The following is an 18,304-nucleotide window of genomic DNA, read 5'->3' as shown; positions in this document are numbered from 1 at the left end:
GCGCCACCATGCCTGCGGCACTGCTGCCGCGGCTGCTGACCTGGATGTCGCAGAGTTTCCCGACCGGCGCCTTCGCCTACAGCCACGGGCTGGAATGGGCGGTGGACCGTGGTGTGCTCGCATCCGCGACCGACGTGCAGGACTGGCTTGCCGACCTGGTGCTGCATGGCAGCCTGTGGTCGGATGCGGTTCTGCTTCGCCAGGCCTGGCGCATCGAGGATCCGGAAGCGCTGCGCAGCCTGGCCGGATTCGGCGCCGCCTGCGCCGCCTCGCGCGAGCGCCGGGAGGAAACACTGGCGCAAGGGGCGGCCTTCGCGCGGGCGATCGGCGCCTGGGATGTGCTGCCGGTGGCGATCGCACCCGATCAGGAGTGGCCGTTGCCGGTGGTGGTCGGCGCGGTGCTGCGCCGGGCCGGCCTGTCCGAGGAGGCTGCCTGTCTCGCGGCGTCTCATGCCTCGGTCGCCAATCTGGTTTCGGCCGCGGTCCGGCTGGTGCCGCTCGGCCAGAGCGATGGGCTGCGCTGCCTCGCCGGTCTCGAGCCGGCGCTGCTGGAGATGACGCGGCTGAGCGAAGCGGCCGGGCTGGACGAGGTCGGCGGCTGCTGCCTGCTGTCCGATATCGCCGCCATGCGGCACGAGACCCAGAGGACGAGGCTGTTCAGGACATGAGCGAGAGACTGGCGGAAACGAATTCGACCGGGCCGTTGCGTGTCGGCATCGGCGGTCCGGTCGGCAGCGGCAAGACGGCGCTGATGGATGCGCTGTGCCGCAGCTTCCGCGACCGCTACGACATCGCCGCGATCACCAACGATATCTATACGCGCGAGGATGCGGAGTTCCTGACCCGGGCCGGCTCGCTGGCGCCGGAGCGCATCCTCGGTATCGAGACCGGCGGCTGTCCGCACACCGCCATACGCGAGGATGCCAGCATCAACCTGAGCGGCGTCGCGGCACTATGCCGGCGTTTCCCGGGGCTCGACCTGGTGCTGATCGAAAGCGGCGGCGACAACCTGGCGGCGACCTTCAGCCCCGAGCTCGCCGATCTCACGATCTACGTCATCGATGTTTCGGCCGGCGACAAGATCCCGCGCAAGGGCGGCCCGGGCATCACCCGCAGCGACCTGCTGGTGATCAACAAGATCGATCTCGCCCCGCATGTCGGCGCCAGCCTCGACGTGATGGACCGCGACGCCAGGCTGATGCGCGGCTCACGGCCGTTCGTGTTTGCCAACGTGCGCGCCGGCCATGGGGTCGAAGAGATCGCGACGTTTGTCGAGCGGATGGGCGGCCTGGCGCGGCCTGGCCAGAGCTTCGTTCCGACCAGGTAGCGAGATCGATCGGATGATGCTCTAGATCCCGCCGCCATACAGCACCGGCCCGGTCGGCAGGCCGGTCTTCGAACCGCCGCGCGGTTCCAGGCTGACCAGGATCTTGCCAGGGCCATGACCGCTCAACGTGCCGACAGCCAGATGCGCGCCGGAGGCCGGCAGCAATCCGAGCGGCGTCGGGGCGCTGGCGCCGTCCTTCAGCAGCCAGAGCTCCAGGTCGCGGTCGAGCGGCACGGTCACGCCGGTCAGCGGACGCACCACGGCGCTGCCATCGTCGGCCACGCTTGCCAGGAACACCGGGGTCTGCTGGTTGAGCGGCACCAGGGCGGTGACCAGCGGCGGCGGCGCCAGCGGCGGTGCCGGGCGATACACCGCGATGCCGGCGATGGCGGCCGCAAGCGCGAACCCGACGGCGGTGGTGGCTCGCCAGAAGCCGAGCACCCGAGGCGTCGCGTCGGCGGCCGGGGCGAGCAGCCGCATCGGCGGCGCGGCGACACCCCAGGCGCTGGCCTGGATGCGTGGCCACAGCGAGGCAGGCGGCGTGGTCGCCGGCGCCAAGCCGGCAAGCGGTGCGAGCCGCGCCTCCCACCAGGCGATCATCGAGCGCATCGCCGGATCGGTTGCCGCCTCGCGCTCCAGCGTGGCGCGTTCGGCGGCGCACAGTGTGCCGAGCACATATTCGGCGGCCAGGAGATTGGCTTCCTCGCCCGGATCGGTCGCTGTGGCACTCATGATTCAAGACACCTGCGCAGGCCGATCAGGGCACGACGCACCCAGGACTTCACGGTGCCGAGCGGAGACTTCAGGGATGTTGCAAGTTCGGAATGACTGAGGCCGTCGACAAACGCAAGCAGCACGACGCGGCGCTGGTTCTCGTCGAGTTCCTCGAGGCACCGGCGCAACGCCTCGGCCTGCTCGCTGCTGGCCAGCTGGTCGAGTGGACCGGGTTCACGGTCGACCTCCTCGGCCGGCTCGAACCCGTAATCCTCGCGGCCGCGCTTGCGCAGCAGGTCGATCGCCCGATAGCGCAGCAGCCCGGCGAGCCAGGCCTCGGGCTGGCCGCGCGCGGGATCGAAACGGGAGGAACGCTGCCAGACCTGGAGGAAGGCGTCATGCACCGCATCGGCGGCGAGCGCAGGCTGGCGGGTCAGGCGGAGCGCTATGCCGTACAGCCGTGCCGATTGCAGATCGTAGACCGACCGGAAGGCGGCACGGTCGCCGGCCGCACACCGCGCCAGCAGTTCGGCGAGATTTCCGCCGGCATCCTCTCTCGTCGCGGTGGCCATGCAGAAAGACGCTCGCCTCGTTGCGCTATAACGCACCCTAGACGGTCTATAAACGTTTGGCGATATGGCGAGCACGACACTCATGCCGGGTATACGGCGCAGTACTGCAATCGGATGTCGCGTTGCTAGTTGTTCACCGGCGGCGCATCCGCAGGCGTCGGGCGCATGAAAGCAACGGTGTCACGCAAGGTCGGCGCCAGGAACCGCAGGCTGCCGGCGAACGCCCCGACAATTGTGATGTGGTCGACGCCTTTGTAAAGTCGATGTTGCACCGGAACACCGTGCGTGCTCAGGGCGCCGGCCAGCCGTAGAGTATTGCCGGGCAACACGGTGCGGTCCGCGGTGCCGGCCAGCAGCAGCACTGGCGGCGCCGGGCCGGTGCCCACATGGACGATGGGCTGGCTGGAGACGATCGGCACCGCCGGCGCGAAGATCTGCCGCAGCCGGTCGGTGTCCAGCGGCAGAAAATCGTACGGACCGGCGATGCCGACCAGGCCGCGCAGGTCGCGCTGCGGATGCAGGCCGACCTCGTGCAGCCAGCGTCCGTCGAGCGCCAGCATCGCCGCGTTGTAGGCGCCGGCCGAATGACCGATGACGAATGGCGGCCGGCCGTCGCCGCCGAAGTCCTGGGCGCGGGTGCGGGTCCAGAGCACCGCCTGGGCGCAGTCGGTCAGGAAGTCCGGGTAGCGCACCTCCGGGTAGAGCCGGTAGTCGGGGATCACCACCACGAAGCCGCGTGCCGCCAGGGACGCGCCGACGAAGCGGTAGACGCTCTTGTCGCCGGTGTCCCAGGAGCCGCCATAGAGGAACAGCGCCACCGGATGTGGTCCGGGACCATCCGCCGGCGCGTAGACGTCGAGGGTGTGGCGCGGCCCGGGTCCATACGGGATCGAGCGGGCCACCGGTGCGGATGGTGCCAGCGCGTTCAACAGGGTGGCCGGGGAGCAGCCGGCAGCCAGCAGCGGGGCCCCGAGCAGGAGACGACGCCTCAGGACGGCAATCTCCCGGCGCGCTGTCGCAACAACGCGCCGATGCCGCCGGAGGCGGAACGTTCGACCAGCAGACGGCGCGCGAAGGCAAGCGCCTGCAGCTCGCAGGCGGCCCGCGTGTCGTCGGACCCGATCGACTCCAGATCGAGCACATGCGCGAAGCCGAGGATGCGGCGGATCATCTCCATGCCGGCGAACCCGAGCATGTCGTCGTGGATATCGGCCATCCAGCTCTCCTGCATGGCGTTGCGCGAGCCCTCTCCCGCCAGCAGCGCGGATGGCATTACGTCACCGGCGGCGTTCGCGGAAGCCGCGTTCCAGAGCCTGCGGAATTCACGATCGAACACCGTCCAGACCGTCTCGATCTGCGCGGCGATCCACGCCTGGTAGGTGGCGGCCCCGGCCTCGTCATGACCGGGCTGGGAGAACAGGCTGAGCAGCAGGTTGGCCACGAACAGGCCGAGGTCGAAACCGATCGGCCCCATCAGCGCGAACTCGCCATCGATGATGCGGGTCTCCTCCGCCGTCACCATCACCGATCCCGAATGCAGGTCGCCATGCAGCAGCGCCTGCGGACGCCCCAGGAACCGCTCGCCCATGCGTGCCGCAGCCTGCTTCAGCGCGGTGTCGCCACGGATGTCCGCCGCCACCGTATCGAGGAGCGGGGCGGTCCAGCGGTTGCGCGGCGCAATCCGGTACGGGTCGGTGAACACCAGATCCACCGTGATGCGCGTCAGCGTCTGGTTCCTTGCGAACAACGCGATGTCGTCCATCACCGCCTCGAACCGGCGCGCCAGCCCCGAGGTCGCAAAGCAGGCGCGCGCGACGTAGGCGCCGACGTCGGATGCCATGCGCGGATATTCCGCGCGCTCGATCAGGCCGCGACGCAGGATCACATGCGGCGTCAGGCTCTCCATGACGAGGCAGAACAGTGCCGGCTCGTAGTCGAGCAGCGCCGGCGCCGCGCTGCCCACATGCGGCGCCACCGCCCGCATGTAGGCCGCCTCGAAGAACGCACGGTCGAGCGGCAGCTTCCAGGCCGGATCCACCCGGACGTGCGGCAGCGACTGCTTGACGCACAGGCCGCCCGCTTGTCCCTCGACCAGGAACACGCTGTTGAGGTTGCCGTCGCTGACCTCGCGCACCGCCCAGTCGCCGGGAGCGCCGCCGAGCCGGGCGGCGAGCGCAGGACGCGCCGCCAGATGACGTCGGACGCCCTCCTGGTCCAGCTCGACATAGGAACCCGGCTCGCCCATGCGTCCTCACCTCGTGCTTGACCGCAACGACCGCGGTTCAGCAGTCTTCCGCGTCGCCGCGGAGACCACAACATGCCTCGATCCACCAGACTGACAACCGGGAGGCGCCGCGCGACGATCGCCTGCCTGCTGCTGCCGGCGGTCCTGCTTCAGCCCGGCATCGCCAAGGCGGTCACCCCGGCGGCGCCGGTGGCACGGATTGCGCCGGTCACCGACAGCTATTTCGGCCAGGGCGTCACCGATCCCTATCGCTGGATGGAGAGCCAGCCGAAACCGGAATTCCTGCAGTACCTGCACGCCCAGGACGACCATGCACGCGGCGTGCTCGCGGCGATCCCGGGGCGCGATCCGCTTGCCCATGCGATCAGCGGCCTGGACGGCCTGCTGCCGCGGATCAGCATGCTGACGATCGCCAATGGCCGCCGGTTCTACCTCAAGCGCGAGGCCGGGGCGCAGATCGGCCGGCTGGTGATGCGAGACGAGCGCGGCATCGAGACGGTGCTGGTCGACCCGGCCGGCCTCGACAGCCCGGCCGGGCCCGGCGCCCAGAGCCACCACGCCGAGATCGACCAGTTCGCGCCGTCGCAGGATGGCGGCCTGGTGGCCTACGGCGTCTCCATCGGCGGCTCGGAGAAGAGCGTGCTGCACGTGGTCGACACCATCACGCGCAACAACCGGCCGGACGTGATCGACCGCGCGCAGTTCGCCAGCGTCTCCTGGGCGCCGGACGGCCGGCACTTCTTCTACACCCGCCTGCCGGTGCCGGTGCCGGGTGCTCCGGCCACCGCCGAATACGCGCATCTGCGGGTGTTCGAGCACGCGCTCGGCGATAAAGCCGATCATGACCGGCTGATCCTGGATACCGACCACCTGCCCTTCCCGTTCAAGGCGCAGCAGGCCTTCGCGTCCGTCACCTGCACGCCCGGATCGGGCCACCTGCTGGCGACCGTCAGCGACGGCGTGTCGCCGGAAGTTGCGCTCTACACCGTGCCGCTGGCTGCCCTCGCCGGCGAGACGCTCCCCTGGCGGCTGGTCGCGGGCCAGGCCGACGCGGTGGTGGGCGCCACCGTGCGCGGCAACCGCATCGACCTGCTGACCCACCGGAACGCACCGCACCTGCGCATCGTCGAGACCGACCTGCGTGCACCCTCGTTCGCGAAGGCGCGTACGATCGTCGGCGCCGGCAGCGGGGTGCTGACCGACCTCGCGCTGGCCGCCGACGGGCTCTACCTGGTCCGGCGCGACGGTGCGGTGATGACGCTGCTGCGGCTGCCGGACGGCGCCCGCACGCCGGAGACCATCATGTTGCCGTTCGCCGGCACCATCGAGCCGCCGCTGGAGGGCGCCGGTGGACTGGTCGCCGATCCCGGCCGGCCCGGCGCCGATATCAGCCTGGTCTCGTGGGTGCATCCGCTGGTCTGGCTGCATTACGATCCGATCGGCCACACCATGACCGATACCGGCATCGCACCGCCCTTCCCGCACGACCTCAAGCCGTACCAGGCGATCGAGACCACGGTGCGCGCGCATGACGGCACCATGATCCCGCTCTCCATCGTCAGCCGGCGCGACCTGCCGCATGACGGCCAGCGGCCGGTGCTGCTCGACGGCTACGGCGCCTACGGGATCTCGTACGATCCGGCCTTCACGCCGACGATCCTGCCCTGGCTCGATCATGGCGGGGTGTTCGCGGTGGCGCATGTGCGCGGCGGCGGCGAGCGCGGACAGGCCTGGCACGAGGGCGGCCGCATCGCCACCAAGATGAACACCGTCACCGATTTCATCGCCTGCGCCGAGGCGATGATCTCGCGGCACTACACCGACGGCGCGCATCTGGCAGGATCCGGCACCAGCGCCGGCGGCATCCTGATCGGCGGCGCCATCACCCAGCGGCCGGACCTGTTCCGCGCCGCGCTGATCCGCGTCGGCGCCACCAACAGCCTGCGCGGCGAATTCACCGCGGGCGGCCCCGCCAACATCCCGGAGTTCGGCTCTGTCACCGATGCGGCGCAGTTCCCGTCGCTGCTGCGCATGGATGCCTACCAGCATGTGCGCGACCATGTGGCATATCCCGCCGTGCTGCTGACCGGCGGCGCCGACGATCCCCGGGTGACGGTGTGGGAGCCGGCCAAGATGGCAGCCCGCCTGCAGGCAGCGACCAGCAGCGGCCGGCCGGTGCTGCTGCGTATCGAGTTCGACGCCGGGCACGGCATCGGTTCGACACGCGACCAGCGCGACCTGGAGACCGCCGACGAGCAGGCTTTCCTGTTGTGGCAGATGGGCGAGCCGGGGTTCGAGCCGACGCCGTAGATCCGCCGGAGACCGCTTCCATTGCCGGCAGTGGGAAGACCCGGATGGATTGCAGCCATCAACCAGGAGGTCTGCGATGCCAGCAGCGATCGAACCGTCCCGGCGCCATTCCGCATCCCGGCAGCCCGTGCTGCGGGGAGCGATCGGATGAGCGATGCGCTTGTCATCCTGGCTGGCGGCACCGGCGACCTGGGAGGGCGGATCGCCGCGGCACTCGGGCGGCGCGGCATCGCCTTCCGGGCACTGGTGCGCCCGGGCACGCCGGCTTCCGTCAGGGCGCGCCTGGAGTCGGCCGGTGGCACGGTACTGCCGGTGGCGCACGACGACGTGGCGGCACTGACACGGGCCTGTGCCGGCGGCAGTTGCCTGGTGTCGGCGGTGAATGGCCTGGAACCGGTGATCATCGGCCTGCAGGGCCGGCTGCTCGACGCCGCCGTTGCAGCTGGCGTGCGGCACTTCATTCCGTCCGACTATTCGCTCGACTTCACCAGGACCCGGCCGGGCGACAACCGCAATCTCGATCTGCGCCGGTCCTTCATGGCGCATATCGACCGGGTGCAGGCGGCCGGAGCCGCGATCCGGTCCACCTCGGTGCTGAACGGCGCATTCGCCGACCTGCTGACCGGCCAGGCGCCGCTCATCCTGCACAAGCGACGCAGGGTCCTGTACTGGGGCAGCGCCGACCAGCCGCTCGACTTCACCACCAGGGACGACGTGGCGGAGTATGTCGCCGAGGTGTCGGTCGATGCCTCGGCACCGCGCATCCTGCGCATCGCGGGCTCTACGGTGAGCCCGCGCCAGCTTGCGGGGATCATGACCGAGCTGAGCGGCGAGCGGTTCGGGCTGTGGCGCGCCGGCGGGATCGGGCTGCTGTCGGTGCTGATACGGATTGCGCGTGGAGTGACCCCGCGCAGCGAGGCGGTGTTTCCGGCCTGGCAGGGCATGCAATACCTGCGCGACATGGCAAGTGGACGCGGCCGGCTGCAGCCCCTCGACAACGACCGCTATGGCGTGCGGACCTGGAGCACCGTGCGGGACGTGCTGCGTTAAGCGCGATCGTAGGTCAGGCAGCCGGTCATGGCGGGGCCGGCGGGCTGCGGGCGCCGCCGGGCGCATCGCCGGTCACCCGCTTGAAGGCGCGGCTGAAGGCGGCCTGCGAGGTATAGCCGAGCCGGTGCGCGACGTTGTCGATGGCGACCTTGTCGCGACCGATCCATTGCGTGGCGAGGCGCATACGCACCTCGGCGACATAGCGCAGCGGGGCGATCCCGGTGACCGACTGGAACCGCTCGGCGAACACCGAACGCGAGCAGCCGGACACCGCCGCCAGTTCCGCCACCGTCCAGCCATGGCCCGGATCGCGATGCACCGCCGCGATGGCGCGCGCCAGGCGCGGGTCGCGCAGCGCGTCCACCAGCCCGGATGCATCGCCGCAGCCGCACTCGACCCAGCCGCGCACGATGGTGGCGCACACCACGTCGGCGAGGCGCGCCAGGATGGCGGCGAACCCGACCCGGCGGCTGCGAACCTCGCTGTCCATCGCCTGCAGGATCGGCAGGATCTCCGGATGGCGCTGGCTGGGCAGGTCGACCAGCATGACCTGCGGCATCAGGCGCACCAGCCCCTGCATGGCGCCCAGGTCGAACTCCATGCAGCTGCTGAACAGCACCGCGTCGCCCGGTACCCCGGGGGCGTGCGTGCAGTCGTTGATGTCGCAGACGCTGTCGCAGAGCGGGGCGGCCTCGAAGCTGGCGATGTCGCGGGCGGGCAGATCCGGCGCTGAGAGCAGCTGGTGCGCGCCGCCATGCGGCAGGAACACCGCGCTGCCCGCCGCGAGGCTGTGTATCTCGCCGGTCTGCATGCGCAGGAACACCGTGCCGTCGGCGATGAAATGGAACTGCGCCCAGCCGGTGTCCGTCCCGAAGCCGAGGCCGAAGGGCGGCTGCATCTGGATGCGCCGGTAGCGCACGCCGCGCAGGCGCATGCCGAGCAGCAGTTCGGCCATCAGGTCGGACGACGCCGGCGCCACGATCATCGACATGGTTTCTCCCCTGGAGCATGCGACAAGCAGAGCATGATCGAATGGATCATGCGCCAGCTCCGGACGCGCGGTCAAAGATCGCGGAGTTACTATCATAGATCGTCCTGGTGCCCTGACATATGTTGCAGCGCGCAAGAGGAGGCAACATGAGCCAGGACCTGAAGCTCGCGGATGATTCCATCGACTATGCGGGCGCCGATCACGCGGAAAAGCCGGCCTGGGGGGCGGTGACCTCGCTGGCGCTTGGCGTGTTCTCGCTGGTGACCGCCGAGTTCCTGCCGGCCAGCCTGCTCACGCCGATGGCGGCCACGTTCCGGGTCTCGGAGGCGCTGGTCGGCCAGGCGGTGACGGTCACCGCGGCCGGGGCGCTGGTCGCCGCCCTGCTCGCCGCCGTGGCGACCCGCGGCATCGATCGCCGGCTGGTGCTGATGGGCTTCTCGGTGCTGCTGATCGCTTCGAACCTGCTGGTCGCCCTCGCCCCGGACCTCACCGTGCTGCTGCTGGCGCGCCTGCTGCTCGGCATCGCGCTCGGCGGCTTCTGGAGCATGGCGACCGCGGTGGCGATGCGCCTGGTGCCGCCCGCCATGCTGCCACGCGCGCTCTCGATGATCTTCAGCGGCGTCTCGGTCGCCACCATCGCCGCAGCCCCGCTCGGCGCCTGGCTCGGGCATCTCTATGGCTGGCGCACCGTGTTCCTGCTGGCGATGTCGATCGGCGTGGTCACGCTGCTGTTCCAGGCCGCCACCCTGCCCGCGCTGGCGTCGACCGGAACCGCACGCCTGCGCACCCTGGCCGACGTGCTGGCGCGCCCCGGCATCGCGATCGGCATGCTCGGCCCGGTGCTGGTGTTCGGCGGCCATTTCGGCCTGTTCACCTTCATCCGTCCGCTGCTGGAGGACGCCGCCGGCATCGGCATCGACACCATGTCGCTGATCCTGCTCGGCTTCGGCATCGCCAACTTCGCCGGCACGCTGCTGGCCGGCCTGCTGCTGGAACGCAGCCTGCGGCTGACCCTGACGCTGATGCCGCTGGCGATCGGCGCCGCCGGCCTGGCGCTGGCCGGGTATCATGCCGGGGCGCTGGCCTGCACGGTGCCGATGATCGTGTGGGGCCTGGCGTTCGGCGGCGTCCCGGTCGGCTGGTCAACCTGGCTGGCGCGCGCGGTGCCGGACGAGGCGGAAAGCGCCGGCGGCCTGCTGGTGGCGGCGGTGCAGCTGGCGATCGCGGCGGGTGCTGCGGCCGGTGGCGCGGTATTCGGGCTCGCCGGCGTGACCGGCGTGTTCACCACCGGCGGCGTGCTGCTGCTGCTGACGGCGGCGGCCATCTTCATCAGGAACCCGCGGACCGGCTGAGCCGGCACTATTCGCCGGCACGTTGCGAGAATGCGACCGACCCGTGGCCGTATCCCGCGTGACCGTGCCGGCATCGACCGGGCGACGTGCGATTCCCCGCGCCAGCTGTAGTTCCGCATCCCACCGATGCGATGCGGACCAGCCTGGGCTTGAACCCGGTCAGGTCCGCCAGATCCTGCTACCGCCCCGGCTTGCAGGACAGCGGCGGCGCGATCTGCTCGAGCGAGCGGCCTTCGGCATCCACGCCGATGCGCAGCGCCACCACGCCCGCGATCAGCATCAGCGCCGCAGCGCCGGTATAGCCCAGCGCCAGCGGCTCCCGGCCGCCCAGGTCGATCAGCACGCCGAACAGCCACGGCGCCCCGGCCCCGCCGATCACCGTGCCGATCGCATAGAACAGCGCGATCGCCAGCGCCCGGGTCTCCAGTGGAAACACCTCGCTCGCCGTGAGATAGGCCGACGAGGCGGCGGCCGAGGCAAAGAAGAAGATCGCCACCCAGCCCAGCGTCTGCGTCATCGCGGTCAGTTCGTGCGCACTGAACATCCAGGCGACCGCGATCATCAGCAACCCGGATACGGTGTAGGTCGCGAAGATCATCTTGCGCCGGCCGATGGTGTCGAACAGCGTGCCGAGCAGCAACGGACCGAGGAAGTTGCTGACGGCCAGCGGCAGGATGAACATGCCGACGTTGCGACCCTCGACGCCCTCGTAGTGGGTCAGCACCATGCCATAGGTGAAGAACACCGCGTTGTACAGGAAGGCCTGCGCGATCATCAGCACCATCACCAGGATGCTGCGCGTGCGGTACTCGCCGACCATCAGCCGCAGCACCATCCGGAAGCCGAAGCGCTTGCGCGGATGCACGGTCATCATCTCGTGCACCTGATCGAGCGTCTGGCCGGTATCGTCCGCCACCAGCTTCTCGATCTGCCGGGTGACGCGCTCGCCTTCCGCATGCTGCCCGTGCGTGCACAGCCAGCGCGGGCTCTCCGGGACCCAGCGGCGCAGCATGATGACGATCAGGCCGAGCACGCCGCCGATCGCAAAACCGAAGCGCCAGCCGAAGGTGACCGGCATGTAGGTGCCGCCGATCAGGAAGATCGAACCGCCCGCGCCGAGTGCGGCGCCGGCCCAGAACGAGCCGTTGATGATGAGATCGACGCGGCCGCGCAGCCGCGCCGGAATGAGCTCGTCGATGGCGGAATTGATGGCAGAGTATTCGCCGCCGATGCCAAGCCCGGTGATGAAGCGGAACAGCGCGAAGCTGGCGAAATTCCATGAGCACGCCGATAGCAGCACGCCGCCGATATAGACCGCGAGCGTCAGCGTGAAGATCGCCTTGCGCCCGACCTTGTCGGTCAGCCAGCCGAAGATCAGCGCGCCGACCACCGCCCCGATGACGTACAGCGAGGCCGAGGTGCCGACGTTGGTCGGCGTCATCGACAGCGTGCGATGGTCCTGCAGGATCGGCGCGATCGAGCCGACGATGGTGACCTCGAGCCCGTCCAGGATCCAGGTGATGCCGAGCGCCACCACCACCAGCATGTGGAAGCGGCTCCAGGGCAGCCGGTCGAGTCGTCCCGGGATGTTGGTCTGGATCGGCGGTGCGGCGGCGGTGGCGGGAAGCCTCTGTCCCGACAGCTTCCGCGTGGTTGCGGTGGAGCTCAGGATCGTTCCTCCATCCTTCTGATGAGGTCCTGCACGACCGCGGGATCGGCGAGCGTCGTGGTGTCGCCGAGTTCAGCGGTGTCGCGCGTGGCGATCTTGCGCAGGATGCGGCGCATGATCTTGCCGGACCGGGTCTTGGGCAGGTCGGGCACCAGCAGCACGGTATCGGGGGCTGCGTAGCGGCCGAGCATCTGGCCAACATGGCGAGCGAGTTCCGCTTCGTAGCCTGGGGCCGCCTCCTTGCCCTTCAGCACCACGAAGGCGAACAGCGCCTGGCCCTTGATGTCGTGCGGCACCCCGACGACGGCGGCCTCGGCGACCTGGTCATGATGGTCGAGTGCGGCCTCGACCTCGGCGCTGCCGATGCGGTGGCCGGAGACGTTGATCACGTCGTCGACGCGGCCGGTGATCCAGTAGTAGCCGTCGCCGTCCCGCCTGGCGCCGTCACCGGTGAAGTAGCTGCCCGGATAGGTGGTGAAGTAGGTCTGCACGTACCGCGCGTGGTCGCCCCAGATGGTGCGGGCCTGGCCCGGCCAGGACCGGCTGATGCAGAGATGGCCCTCCGCCTCGCCCTCCAGCACCTGGCCCTTCTCGTCGACCAGCACCGGCACCACGCCCGGCAGCGGCAGCGTCGCCGAACCCGGCTTCTGGGCGATGGCACCCGGCAGCGGCGCGATCATGATGCCGCCGGTCTCGGTCTGCCACCAGGTATCGACCACGGCGCAGCGCTCGCCGCCAACCTCGTGATAGTACCAGAGCCAGGCTTCCGGGTTGATCGGCTCGCCGACGCTTCCCAGCACGCGCAGCGACTTGCGCGAGGTGGCGGCGAGGAAGCCCGGATCGTCGCGCATCATCGACCGGATCGCGGTCGGCGCGGTGTAGAAGCTGGCAACCTTGTACTTGTCGATCAGGCGCCACCAGCGGCCCGGCTCCGGCCAGGACGGGGTGCCCTCGAACATCAGGGTGGTGCCGGCATTGGCGAGCGGGCCGTAGACCACGTAGCTGTGCCCGGTCACCCAGCCGATATCGGCGGTGCACCAGAAGACTTCGCCAGGCCGGTAGTCGAACACCGCCTCATGGGTGAAGCGTGCCCAGAGCAGGTATCCGGCGGTGGTGTGCAACAGGCCCTTCGGCTTGCCGGTGCTGCCCGAGGTATAGAGCAGCAGCAGCGGGTCCTCGGCGCCCATCGGCTCCGGCTCGCAGCGAGCCGGCTGCCCCCGCACCGCCTCGGCATAGTCCAGGTCGCGCTTCCTCTGCATGGCGACGTTGCCGCCGGTCAGGCGCAGCACCAGCACATGCTCGACCGTGTGCGGGGCGATCGGCTTGCCTGCACCTGCGCTGCCACCCGAGGCAAGCGCCAGCGCCTCGTCGATGGTGGCCTTCAGCGGCACCCGCTTGCCGGCGCGGCGGCCCTCGTCGGCGGTGATCACCAGCTTCGCGCCGCAATCACCAAGCCGGTCTGCGATGCCCGACGCCGAGAAGCCGGCGAACATCACAACATGCACGGCGCCGATGCGTGCGCACGCCAGCATGGCGATGGCGCCCTCCGCCACCATCGGCAGGTAGATCGCGACCCGGTCGCCCTTGCGTATGCCAAGCCCGCGCAGCGCATTGGCAAGGCGGCAGACCTCGGCATGCAGCTGCCGGTACGTCAGGATGCGGCTGTCATCCTCCGCCTCGCCCTGCCAGATCAGCGCATCGCGGTCGCCATGCAGGTCGAGATGGCGATCCAGGCAGTTGACCGAGACATTCAGGATGCCGTCGGAGAACCAGCTGATCCGCACGTCGCCGTCGAAGCTGCTGTTGTCGGCAAGCTGTGGCGGCCGGATCCAGTCGATCCGTCCCGCCTCTTCCTGCCAGAAGCCGTCCGCATCGGTGATGGCATGGTTCGACATCAGCCGGTGGCGCGCAGCGTTGATCACGGCGGACGCAGCCAGGTCCGGCTTCACGTGGTAGATAGGTGCGGCTTCCACGTCGCGGTCGCTCCCGAAATGCCGTGCCCGTTGATCGGAGCATCGGCCGCATCAGCATTTTTGTCGCCGCCCTTGCCGCAAGCGAAGCAAATCACGACGACCCTTGCCGGATCGGCCTGATGAAGGCAAGAGCAAGCATTGGATAGCGGCAATGCTTACGCAGTTGTATCGGTAACCAACCTGTAACGCCGACGGTCGGGACTGGATGTCCCTGGTTCAGGCGGGGTCCTGGGCGCCCTATGGGGCGGTTGAGGACAGCAGCCGTCCGGACAGCAGCAACGGCTTCTGTCCCTCGCCGACCGTGATGGCGGCGAGGCCAAGGACGATGGCGAGTGCCAGGCAGACCTCGACCAGGCGGCGGCGTTTAACTTCCGGAGACCGTCCAAGCATGTCCGCCCCGCCCGCTGTTGTTGATCAACCTAACACGCAGGCCCGGTCGTGCAATGGGCTGCAACACGTTGTCCTGCTGCGGCATCCGGCGCCCCTGCTGCCGCGCGGCGGTATCTGCTACGGGCGGCTCGAGGTCGGTCTGCAGGCTGGCTGGCAGGAGGCCGTCGACACGCTGGCGCTGCCGGATCTTGCCGATGCGCGGATCTGGACCTCACCGGCCGCCCGTTGCGCGAGGCCGGCAGCGCGGCTCGCCGGGCGGCTGGGGACAGCGATCCGGACCGATGCGCGGTTGCAGGAGCTCGATTTCGGCGCCTGGGAAGGGCTCGCGTGGGACCAGGTGCCGCGTGTGGCGCTTGATCGCTGGGCAGCCGACCTGACCGGCTTCGCGCCACCCGCGGGCGAGACCGGCGGCGCCCTCATCGCACGTGTGCAGGAATTCCACGCGGCGTTGCGGCATGATGGCCGCGATGCCATCGTGCTTTCACATGGCGGTCCGCTACGGGTGCTGGCATCGCTGCTGCGCGGCGCACCGGTCGATCTCTGCGCGCCGGCTCCCGGTTTTCTCGCGCCGCAGAGCTTCAGCCTGGCCTGAGGCCGGACCAGGACGTGCAGCAGATGGTCAGCAGCACCGCCTCGGTCACCACCGAGCAGGCCCCGAGTACATCGCCGGTATGGCCGCCGAACTGGCGGACGCAAAGCCTCGCCACCCCGACGCCGCACAACAGCGCCCCGCCCAGCAGCACCGGGGCCACCGCCACCGACACCAGCGGCGGGATTGCGATCACCGTCAGCACCAGGCCGAGCCCCGCGGCGCGCAGGCCGAGCGGGTGCAGCAGCGCCGCCAGCCCGCCGGCGCGGGCAGGCGGGCTCAGCCGGACGACCAGGATGATCGCGGCGCGGGACAACATGCAGGAAGCCACCAGGGCCAACGCCACCAGCCGCGGGTCGGCCAGCGTCGCGATCGCCGAGACGCGCAGCAGGCTGCTCGCTAGCAGGGCCATCGCGCCGTAGCTGCCGATCCGGCTGTCGCGCATGATCGCCAGCCGGCGGTCGATATCGCCGCCGCCGCCGAGCGCGTCCATGGTGTCGGCGAGCCCGTCCTCATGCAGGCCGCCGGTCAGCACCAGCATCGCCGCCAGCGTCCAGCAGGCGGACAGCAGCGGCGACAGGCCGAGCCGGTCGGCGCCGGTGTAGGCAGCGGCGCCGAGCAGCCCCACCAGGGCGCCCGCAACCGGGAACGCCCAGATCGCTCGGCCCATCGCGATGGCGGGGTCGCGCGGCATCAGCCAGCCGACCGGAAGACGCGTGAAGAAACCGATGGCGAGCGCAAGATCGGTGCGCAGCCGCCGGATCATCGCGGCCCGTTCGCCGCCGGGCCGTCCACCCCGGCGTCGGCGAAGCTCGCCATGCCGGCGTGGCAGGCCAGGGCGGCACGCAACAGGGGCACCGCCAGCGCCGCCCCCGAGCCCTCGCCCAGTCGCAGGCCGAGATCGAGCAGCGGCGACAGGCCCAGTGCCGCCGCCAGCCGGCGATGACCGGGCTCGGCGGAGACATGCGCCAGCCAGCCATGCGACAGGCCGCCTGCCGCGAGATGCGCCAGCGGCGCCACCGCGGCGGTGCAGACATAGCCATCCAGCAGGACCGGAACGCCCAGTTGCCGCGCCGCCAGCATCGCCCCCAGCAGCGCCGCCAGCTCGCGGCCGCCGAGGCAGCGCGCGACCTGCAGCGGATCGCCCAGCACCGCCCGGTGGCGTTGCAGCGCGGCTGCCACCACCGCCTGCTTGTGTCGCAGGCCCGCATCGTCGAGCCCGGTTCCGCGTCCGACCCAATCCCCTGGGTCGCCGCCCTGCAAGGCCGCCGCCAGCGCCGCCGCCGCGGTGGTATTGCCGATCCCCATTTCGCCGAGGCAGAGCAGGTCGGTGCCGGGCCGCACCGAGGCATGGCCCACCTGCACCGCGTCGAGGAAATTGGCCTCGTCCATTGCCGGGGCCTGGGACAGGTCGTCGGTCGGCCGGTCGAGAGAGACCGGCACCACGCGCAGGACCGCGCCGGCGACGGCGGCCAGCTGGTTGATGGCAGCGCCGCCGGCCGAGAAGTTGGCTACCATCTGGGCGGTCACCGAGGCGGGGTAGGGAGAGACGCCCTGCGCCACCACGCCATGGTTGCCTGCAAACACCAGGATCTCGACGCGCTCCATCTGCGGCATCGGGCGGCGCTGCCAGGCGGCGAGCCAGCCGACCAAGGTTTCCAACGTGCCGAGGCTGCCGGGCGGCTTGGTCAGCGTCGCCTGCCGCACGGCGACCGCGGCGGTGGCCGCATGGTCCGGACCCGGCAGCGCGCCGCAGGCCAGGCGCAAGGCCTCGATGCTGACAAAGCGGCTCAAGGCATGGTTGCCGCGATGGCGTGGAAGAACGAGCCGCTGACCCGGCCACGCACACCGCCGGCAGCGCCGAGATCGTTCCCGGCAGCGTCCGCCAGCCTGGCCAGCGGCGTATCCGCGCCGGGCTCGGTCACCTGCGCATAGTGGAATTCGTGGCCGCGCAGCATCGTCCCCTCCCCTCCGAGCGCGCTCGGCCGCAGCAGCGTGGCCACGCGATAGCCGAGCGCCAGCCGGCGGCGGGCGAAGCTGGTGACGTGGCCGAGGAGTGCGGCCATCGGATGCGTCACCCCGGCGGCATCCTCGAGCGCGGCTCCGAGCACCATGTAGCCGCCGCATTCGCCGTGCACCGGGCGGGTGGCGGCAAACCGGCGCAGGCCGTCGATGAAGCGGCGGTTGTTCGACAGCGCCCCGGCATGCAGCTCCGGATAGCCGCCGGGCAGCCAGCAGCTGTCGCATTCCTCCGGCGGGGCCTCGTCGGCCAGCGGCGAGAATGCGACCAGCTCGGCGCCAGCCCGGCGCCAGCCCTGCGCCACGTGCGGATAGAGGAAGCTGAAGGCATCGTCGCGGGCGAGTGCGATGCGCTGGCCGGGGGGCGGCAATGCCGGCGGCACACCCTCTACCGCAGCGGCGACCGGCGCCATCGCGGCGAGGATGGCGTCGATGTCGAGGCAATCCTCCGCCCGCGCGGCGAGATCGTCCAGGAAGGCGCCGAGCCCCCCATGCTCCTGCGCCTGCACCAGGCCGAGATGGCGCTCCGGCAGCGCCAGTGCCGGATCGCGCAGCAGGCATCCCATTACCGGAAGTCCGGCGGCCTCGATCGCCTGGGCGGCGCCGTCGCGATGCCGGGCCGAGCCGGCGCGGTTCAGCACCACGCCCGCCACCCGTACCTCGCGCTCGTGCAGCGCGAAGCCGCGCGCCACCGCGGCGGCGGATTGCGACTGGCCGGCGATGTCGAGCACCAGCAGCACCGGCAGGCCGAGGCGCGCGGCGAGGTCGGCGGGACGGCCGCGACGGCCGGGTGGCCCCACGACCCCGTCGAACAGGCCCATCGCCGCCTCGACCACCAGCAGCGGCTCGCCGCCGTCGCCCGCGGCCAGCCGGTCGAGCAGCGCCGGTGGCATCGCCCAGCTGTCGAGGTTGAGGCTGGGCGTGCCGGTGCAGGCGGCGTGAAAGCCTGGATCGATATAGTCGGGGCCGGACTTGGCGGCCCGGACCGCGAGACCGCGACGCCGCAGCGCGGCCAGCACCGCCAGCGTCACCAGCGTCTTGCCACTGCCCGACCGTGGGGCTGCTATCATCAGACCGCGTGTCATGCGATGCGCAACCCCAGG

General features: G+C 70.5%; 17 protein-coding genes. 6 read left to right on the top strand and 11 right to left on the bottom strand.

The features are described 5' to 3' along the window. The first annotated feature begins 8 nt into the window (after positions 1–8). Both FE263_RS19495 and ureG read left to right on the top strand, forming a co-directional pair. Positions 9–668 (top strand): urease accessory protein UreF, encoded by a 660-nt coding sequence (locus FE263_RS19495; protein ID WP_138327704.1) that lies wholly within the window; start codon positions 9–11, stop codon positions 666–668. Beyond that, positions 665–1,327 (top strand): urease accessory protein UreG, encoded by a 663-nt coding sequence (gene ureG / locus FE263_RS19490; protein ID WP_138327703.1) that lies wholly within the window; start codon positions 665–667, stop codon positions 1,325–1,327. Before FE263_RS19495 ends, ureG begins: the two co-directional genes overlap by 4 nt. Positions 1,328–1,348: 21 nt before the next feature. Here the strand turns inward: ureG and FE263_RS19485 are convergent, their stop codons facing one another. The 4 genes from FE263_RS19485 to mtnK all read right to left on the bottom strand — a co-directional run bounded on the left by FE263_RS19485 (position 1,349) and on the right by mtnK (position 4,858). Further along, positions 1,349–2,059: an anti-sigma factor gene (locus tag FE263_RS19485; RefSeq protein WP_138327702.1), complete on the bottom strand. Its 711-nt coding sequence runs from the start codon at positions 2,057–2,059 to the stop codon at positions 1,349–1,351. Then, positions 2,056–2,613: a sigma-70 family RNA polymerase sigma factor gene (locus FE263_RS19480; RefSeq protein ID WP_138327701.1), complete on the bottom strand. Its 558-nt coding sequence runs from the start codon at positions 2,611–2,613 to the stop codon at positions 2,056–2,058. The genes FE263_RS19485 and FE263_RS19480 overlap by 4 nt, the downstream gene beginning before the upstream one ends. A 125-nt stretch (positions 2,614–2,738) precedes the next feature. Beyond that, positions 2,739–3,542 (bottom strand): alpha/beta hydrolase, encoded by an 804-nt coding sequence (locus FE263_RS19475; RefSeq protein WP_205880464.1) that lies wholly within the window; start codon positions 3,540–3,542, stop codon positions 2,739–2,741. A gap of 59 nt (positions 3,543–3,601) precedes the next feature. Continuing rightward, complete coding sequence (mtnK, locus tag FE263_RS19470; RefSeq protein WP_138327699.1) at positions 3,602–4,858, bottom strand: S-methyl-5-thioribose kinase; 1,257 nt, start codon at positions 4,856–4,858, stop codon at positions 3,602–3,604. Between the two features lie 72 nt (positions 4,859–4,930). Between mtnK and FE263_RS19465 the strand changes: the two genes are divergently transcribed. Then, positions 4,931–7,168 (top strand): prolyl oligopeptidase family serine peptidase, encoded by a 2,238-nt coding sequence (locus tag FE263_RS19465; protein WP_138327698.1) that lies wholly within the window; start codon positions 4,931–4,933, stop codon positions 7,166–7,168. 147 nt (positions 7,169–7,315) lie between these two features. Further along, on the top strand, positions 7,316–8,218 hold the full coding sequence (locus FE263_RS19460; RefSeq protein ID WP_138327697.1) for an NmrA family NAD(P)-binding protein: 903 nt from the start codon (positions 7,316–7,318) through the stop codon (positions 8,216–8,218). A 25-nt stretch (positions 8,219–8,243) separates the two neighbouring features. On the opposite strand, the gene FE263_RS19455 is transcribed toward FE263_RS19460, so the two are convergent. Next, on the bottom strand, positions 8,244–9,209 hold the full coding sequence (locus FE263_RS19455; protein WP_205880463.1) for an AraC family transcriptional regulator: 966 nt from the start codon (positions 9,207–9,209) through the stop codon (positions 8,244–8,246). 146 nt (positions 9,210–9,355) lie between these two features. Here FE263_RS19455 and FE263_RS19450 point away from each other — a divergent pair, with 146 nt between their 5' ends. Beyond that, on the top strand, positions 9,356–10,561 hold the full coding sequence (locus FE263_RS19450; protein ID WP_138327696.1) for an MFS transporter: 1,206 nt from the start codon (positions 9,356–9,358) through the stop codon (positions 10,559–10,561). 178 nt (positions 10,562–10,739) lie between these two features. On the opposite strand, the gene FE263_RS19445 is transcribed toward FE263_RS19450, so the two are convergent. The 3 genes from FE263_RS19445 to FE263_RS22250 form a co-directional block, all read right to left on the bottom strand. Beyond that, positions 10,740–12,107 (bottom strand): MFS transporter, encoded by a 1,368-nt coding sequence (locus FE263_RS19445; protein ID WP_138327695.1) that lies wholly within the window; start codon positions 12,105–12,107, stop codon positions 10,740–10,742. 119 nt (positions 12,108–12,226) lie between these two features. Beyond that, positions 12,227–14,188: an acetate--CoA ligase gene (gene acs, locus FE263_RS19440; protein ID WP_456306583.1), complete on the bottom strand. Its 1,962-nt coding sequence runs from the start codon at positions 14,186–14,188 to the stop codon at positions 12,227–12,229. Between the two features lie 252 nt (positions 14,189–14,440). Continuing rightward, positions 14,441–14,593, bottom strand: a complete 153-nt coding sequence (locus tag FE263_RS22250) for a hypothetical protein (protein ID WP_171034229.1) — start codon at positions 14,591–14,593, stop codon at positions 14,441–14,443. Between FE263_RS22250 and FE263_RS19435 the strand changes: the two genes are divergently transcribed. Further along, on the top strand, positions 14,592–15,185 hold the full coding sequence (locus FE263_RS19435) for a histidine phosphatase family protein (RefSeq protein ID WP_138327693.1): 594 nt from the start codon (positions 14,592–14,594) through the stop codon (positions 15,183–15,185). The two genes, FE263_RS22250 and FE263_RS19435, sit on opposite strands and share 2 nt — an antisense overlap. On the opposite strand, the gene cobS is transcribed toward FE263_RS19435, so the two are convergent. Genes cobS through FE263_RS19420 form a run of 3 tightly spaced genes read right to left on the bottom strand, consistent with a single transcriptional unit; the run spans position 15,172 to position 18,271 of the window. Next, on the bottom strand, positions 15,172–15,948 hold the full coding sequence (cobS, locus tag FE263_RS19430) for an adenosylcobinamide-GDP ribazoletransferase (protein WP_138327692.1): 777 nt from the start codon (positions 15,946–15,948) through the stop codon (positions 15,172–15,174). The two genes, FE263_RS19435 and cobS, sit on opposite strands and share 14 nt — an antisense overlap. Beyond that, the gene (gene cobT / locus FE263_RS19425) at positions 15,945–16,976 is read right to left on the bottom strand and encodes a nicotinate-nucleotide--dimethylbenzimidazole phosphoribosyltransferase (RefSeq protein WP_138327691.1); all 1,032 of its coding nucleotides are present in this window, start codon (positions 16,974–16,976) and stop codon (positions 15,945–15,947) included. The genes cobS and cobT overlap by 4 nt, the downstream gene beginning before the upstream one ends. Continuing rightward, a complete protein-coding gene (locus FE263_RS19420) occupies positions 16,973–18,271 on the bottom strand; it encodes a cobyrinate a,c-diamide synthase (RefSeq protein ID WP_205880462.1) in 1,299 nt (432 codons plus the stop codon). The genes cobT and FE263_RS19420 overlap by 4 nt, the downstream gene beginning before the upstream one ends. Positions 18,272–18,304: the final 33 nt, after the last annotated feature.

Source organism: Lichenicoccus roseus (assembly GCF_005844085.1).
GTDB lineage: Bacteria > Pseudomonadota > Alphaproteobacteria > Acetobacterales > Acetobacteraceae > Lichenicoccus > Lichenicoccus roseus.
This window is presented reverse-complemented; position numbering and strand designations above follow the sequence as displayed.